This window comes from Roseateles sp., from assembly GCF_049240545.1.
In the GTDB taxonomy this organism is placed as follows: domain Bacteria; phylum Pseudomonadota; class Gammaproteobacteria; order Burkholderiales; family Burkholderiaceae_C; genus Paucibacter_A.
Map to the genome: position 1 here is coordinate 1 of NZ_JBMLSK010000019.1, position 1,153 is coordinate 1,153.

Consider the following 1,153-nt stretch of genomic DNA (forward strand, 5'->3'; position numbering starts at 1 on the left):
AGGCGCGTCACGAAGGGGCTGTCACCATGTCCCAGTTGTTTCATCTTTGGAAGCAGGTAACTGCAAAGTACGGGCGTCACTGTCATCGACACCGCCATGGAGGCCAGGATTGAAACAATATAAGCAATACCAAGCGGCGCAAACAGACGCCCTTCGATGCCCGGCAAGGCGAACAAGGGCACGAACACCAGCACGACGATGACTGTGGCGTACACAATGCCGGAGCGCACTTCAACGCTGGCCTGCTGAACTACCGACATCACCGACTGCGGTTGCGCAAGGGCTCTGTTTTCCTTGAGTCGACGTAAGATATTTTCAACGTCAACCACGGCATCGTCCACCAACTCGCCAATTGCAATCGCCAGCCCACCCAATGTCATGACGTTAATCGACTGGTCGAGCCAGCGAAAAACCACGGCCGTTACTGCCAAAGACAGTGGGATGGCAACCAAGGAAATCAAGGTGGTGCGAACAGACAGCAAGAACGCAAACAGAACAATGGCAACAATCACCGCACCATCGCGCAGCGCCTGCGTGACGTTGCCAACGGAAGCCTTGATGAAATCGGCCTGTCGAAACAGCACTTGTGGTTTGGCAAGCCCTTTGGGAAGGCCCGCCTGAAGATCAACCAAGGCTTGCTCAATCTGTCGGCTCAGCTTGACCGTATCAGCGGCAGGCTGCTTTTGAACGCTTAGAATCACAGCAGGCTGACCTTGATAACCAGCATCACCGCGCTTGAGACCAGCAGCGAAGCGAACTTCAGCCACCTGCTGCAGTAGCACTGACCGGCCGTCCTTCCAAGCGACGGCCATACCCTGCAAATCCTCTAGTCGCTGGGTACGGCCCATGTGACGAATAAGGTATTCCCTGCTGTTCAAATCAATGAAGCCACCCCCAACGTTACCAGCATACCCGCGCAGTGCCTGCTCTATTTGGCTCAGCGAAATACCCAGTTGAGCCATACGTACAGGGTCTGGCTCTACGCGCAACTGACGCACCTCGCCACCAATGGGAATGACCTGAGAAACGCCCGCGATACCGAGCAAGCGCGGCCGCAATACAAAGTCGGCATACTCTCGGGCTTGCATAGGGTTAGCTGCGCCCTCGCCGCCTTGCAGTGGCAGCGCAATCAGCATGATCTCGCCCATGATAG

General features: G+C 55.9%; 1 protein-coding gene. It reads right to left on the reverse strand.

Annotated elements, in window-relative coordinates; genetic code table 11:
* The coding region (locus ACOVRJ_RS01480; protein ID WP_422042138.1) for an efflux RND transporter permease subunit at positions 1 to 1,153 on the reverse strand (1,153 nt) is incomplete at both ends.